This window comes from Brevundimonas sp. UBA7534 (assembly GCF_002479325.1).
Lineage (GTDB): Bacteria > Pseudomonadota > Alphaproteobacteria > Caulobacterales > Caulobacteraceae > Brevundimonas.
Map to the genome: position 1 here is coordinate 1 of NZ_DLMO01000163.1, position 3,646 is coordinate 3,646.

The following is a 3,646-nucleotide window of genomic DNA, read 5'->3' on the forward strand; positions in this document are numbered from 1 at the left end:
CCGGAGACGCGATCTCTCCGTGCGATACGGATCTGGCCCCGGGGCTTCCAAAAGCGGCGGCGCCCGAAGCGCTCCCGGCGTGATCCGCCCCCTGTTTTGTAAGGAGCCTGGATCGGCCGCGTCATAGGGTTCATCGGAGCGATCCTGACAAGACTTCGGCCATGCCGGAGCTCGGACCGAACGCTCCACCGAAAGATCCAGGAAAGACCGATGAATTGGGTGGTGGACAACTGGCCCTGGCTCCTGTTCGGGGCGGCCTTCTTAGGGCTGCACCTTGTGGGGCACGGCGGGCACGGCGGTCATGGGTCGCGCCGAGCCGAGGAGGACGGCGATGGCGGCGTTTCGCGAGAGGACGACCGAAAACCGCCCCATGTCCACTGAGCGGGATCGGGCCCGGCCAGGTTGCAGAAGCATCGAAGGAAACGCCGCATGATGGACACCAAAATTGTGAGCTGGGCCCTCGGCATATGGGCGTCCGTGACGTTCCTCCTGTGCGTGGTCTACGGTTTGATCGCGCCCGAGAATTTGCATGCGCAGGCTCTGCTGGAGCAGCTGTTGCCCGCCTTCCAGTGGCTGACATGGCCCGGATTCCTGTTGGGCCTTGCCGAGAGCTTTCTCTACGGGGCCTACGCCGGATTGGTTTTTTGCCCCGTCTACAACTGGCTGAACCGGCGCTGGGGTCGGGTTTAGATGCGGAGGGCCATCGGGCTTTCGGGACTCCCGGGATCGGGCGACGCTTGGCGGGCGCGTCACGGGCCCGTTGCAGACCCGATAAGAGAAGTACGAGTGGAAAACCACTGACTGGCGTCGTCATGGCGCCCGTGTCACGACCGTTCACCCTCACCTTCGTCGATGCCGGGTGCAGGCCCCGTAAACTCCAGGCTCGCCGCGCGTCATGGCCAGCACGGGCCGACGATTGTCGACGACCCGACCAACCTCAAGGAGGATCGCCATGACTGAAGCCGAAGTCCTTCCGCGACGCACCCGCCTGCATGTCCTTCGCGTCGCGAGCACGGGCGCATTCGCGACGCTATGGCTGTTTGTGCTCGGGTGGATATGGGCCGCCCTGGGCCTGCCCGGCGCCGACGCCTTCATCGGCCTGTTCACAACGCAACTCACGGACCAATCCGTGGGTTCTGTCGCGGCGCTGGGGATTGGCAGCCTGTGCGCCTTCCTCGTGGGCGGAATTTTCGGCGTGCTGACAGCCCACTGCTACAATCTGGCGGGACGGGTGCTCGGCGAATAGCGCCGGTTGATCCGCCTCAGTGAAACAAATGGGCTGCAGCACGCGGTCCGGCTCGATGATCGGCGGGTGGTGGACTGGGCGGTGATCCATTCGGCCAGCAGAAGCCGCGATCCGGCTCATCCTGCGCCGGAGAGGCGGGTTCGAAGCGGTCGTCCGGCCGTGTGGGGACGGAAGTCCTGTAATGTCGGCGCGCGGGCGCGCGTCATTGATCGATGAGCGTTCAGTTCCGATCACCGCGAAAAGGCCGGAAGATGTCTGTCGTCCACTCCTTGCGCCACAGGGCGCGCCCGTTCCTGCTGGGCGTCTTTGGGGCGCTGTCGCTGGCGTCCTGCCAGGCTGAGCCCTCCCATGCCCCCTCGCAGACCGTGGACGGGCAGTCGCAGACCTTTGACGGTCAATCGCAGACCGTCGACGGGCTGCGACTTGAGTATGGCGTGGTCGATAGCGCCACCGTGGCCGCTCACCCCCGGTCCCACCCCGAGTCCGGGATGCACGACGGGCCGCCTTCGGGGACCGATCACGTCACGCTCGCTGTGTTCGACGCCGCAACAAACCGGCGCATCGATGACGCCGAGGTGTCCCTGAGCATCAGCGGGCCACATAACCCCGGCCCCGGAGCCGGGCCGCTGGAACTCATGCCCCTCGACGGTTTCGCCACCTACGGCGGCTATGTCTCGTTTCGGCGACCCGGGCGCTACCTGCTGACCTTTCACGTGGCGCGCCCTGGTCGGCGTGATGATCCGGTCAGGGCCGTCTTCGCCTATGAACGGTCGTGACAGGTCGCGCCGGGTGACGGTTTGACGGCGCCGCGGCACTCATCAATGTCGGCCACGGCTTCCGGCAGAACGAGGACCGGCGCGAAACCCCCGCCGGGCGTGCGCATGTTGGTGGTCTGCCCCTGGTAGAGCCGGGCGGCCGCGAGCAGCATCCTCCCCCCGTAGGTGTAGAGGCGCACATCGACCTTCAGACTGACCGGCTCGGCGGCGGGCGGGATGCGTCGTTCCCCCGGAGCGGCGTAGGTCTGGGCGACGTAGGTGGCGTTCCTGATCTCTTCCCAGACCCGCCGGGTGAGTTTGTCGCCGCGGTAGGCCGCCTTGCTGGCGTGGCCCCGGGCCGGCTTGAAGAACCAGTTGCGCCGGTCCGCCCAGAGCTCGGCGGCGTTTTCCGGCCGTACGAGGATGGTGCGGGGAACGGCCGCCGCAAGAACCGCGGCCGGCTCCGCCGCCAGTCCCCAGCTGCGCAGGCTGTCGGGGTCGGACAGCAGGGTGAGGTTCTGCTTGTCCGCGAGGCGGCTATAGATGTGCGGGTTGGGCGTGACCACCACCAGGCCTCGCTCATAGGCCTGCCTCAGGACCGCATGGGTCGGCTGCTCCAGCAGAAAATCGACGAGGCGATTGTAGACGATGTCCACCCGGACGCCGCCGAGCATCAGCGCATCACCTACGATCGTCAGATCGCGAGGGTCCGCGACCAGGGCTTCAAGGCCGGCCGCCCGAAGCTGAGCCTGGGCGAGCCTGAACTCCGGGTACAGCGGCTGCGCCTGCGGATCATCATCGAGGATGGCCACCGTTGCGGGCGTCCCTTTCCCGTTTTGCAGTCGCCACTCTTTACGGAACATCTCGCCGACCTGCTGCTGGAACGCAGCGGGTCCGGGCGTTTCGACACCGGCGACGACGCCGGCGCAACAGATCTGCTGCGAGCGGGCGAGAACCGCGTTCAGGAAGGCGCCTCCGGCGTTGGTGTTGATCTCGATGAGCTTGGGGCCGGACGGCGTGACGTGGAAGTCATACCCCATGAAGACACCATGAGGACCGGGATCCCGACGTGCGAGCGGGGGCGTCCATGCAGCCGCCGCTTCGCGATAGCCGGGTAGCATTACCGCCGTTTCCGCGGCCGCGACCACGGCCATCATCCGGTCGAGCGTCTCCGCGGGCAGGAAGACGGGGGACCGCGCGAACAGCCAGGGGTGGGTTTCCGCCAGGTCCGCGGCAAATCCGGGGATCCCCGTCTCACGATCAAGCGCGGCCGCGAGGGCCGTCTGATCCACCCCCACGCAGAAGCAGCCGCCGTTTAGCTGGTCTGCGCGTACGGAGCCGGCCGAGGGCGACAGGTCGGACATCAATGAACGGGCCTCCTTGTGGCGGCGAACCGGCGTGAACCGCGCCGGGTCACCGGTCAAGGCCGAGCAGCCGCGACGTGTGGCGGGCGATCACGCGTTCTTCATCTGTGCGGATCATCCGGACGGTGACGGGAGCGCCGACCGGGCTCAGGCGTCCAGAACCGCGACGATTGGCGGCCGGGTCGAGTTCGACCCCCAACCAGGCGAGCCGTGCGCAGGTCTCCGCGCGGATCCGCGGCGAATTCTCGCCGATGCCCGCGGTGAAGACCAGACCGTCGAGA

General features: G+C 67.1%; 5 protein-coding genes and 1 pseudogene. 4 read left to right on the top strand and 2 right to left on the bottom strand.

Translation table 11 applies throughout. The annotated features are described in order from the left end of the window. Nucleotides 1–210 precede the first annotated feature (210 nt). From B2U11_RS15780 to B2U11_RS13875, 4 genes are all read left to right on the top strand, one after another. The gene (locus tag B2U11_RS15780; protein WP_414632968.1) at nucleotides 211–381 is read left to right on the top strand and encodes a DUF2933 domain-containing protein; all 171 of its coding nucleotides are present in this window, start codon (nucleotides 211–213) and stop codon (nucleotides 379–381) included. A gap of 48 nt (nucleotides 382–429) precedes the next feature. Further along, nucleotides 430–690 carry a DUF5676 family membrane protein gene (locus tag B2U11_RS13865; protein WP_292072550.1) on the top strand — a complete coding sequence of 87 codons (261 nt, stop codon included), beginning with the start codon at nucleotides 430–432 and terminating at the stop codon, nucleotides 688–690. Between the two features lie 262 nt (nucleotides 691–952). Continuing rightward, nucleotides 953–1,246, top strand: a complete 294-nt coding sequence (locus tag B2U11_RS13870; protein WP_292072552.1) for a hypothetical protein — start codon at nucleotides 953–955, stop codon at nucleotides 1,244–1,246. Between the two features lie 251 nt (nucleotides 1,247–1,497). After that, nucleotides 1,498–2,022 carry a hypothetical protein gene (locus tag B2U11_RS13875; protein WP_292072555.1) on the top strand — a complete coding sequence of 175 codons (525 nt, stop codon included), beginning with the start codon at nucleotides 1,498–1,500 and terminating at the stop codon, nucleotides 2,020–2,022. Here the strand turns inward: B2U11_RS13875 and B2U11_RS13880 are convergent. Then, nucleotides 2,007–3,365: a hypothetical protein gene (locus tag B2U11_RS13880; protein WP_292072557.1), complete on the bottom strand. Its 1,359-nt coding sequence runs from the start codon at nucleotides 3,363–3,365 to the stop codon at nucleotides 2,007–2,009. The genes B2U11_RS13875 and B2U11_RS13880 overlap by 16 nt on opposite strands. A 49-nt stretch (nucleotides 3,366–3,414) precedes the next feature. Next, nucleotides 3,415–3,646, bottom strand: a pseudogene (locus B2U11_RS13885) (acetate kinase); the annotation flags it as partial.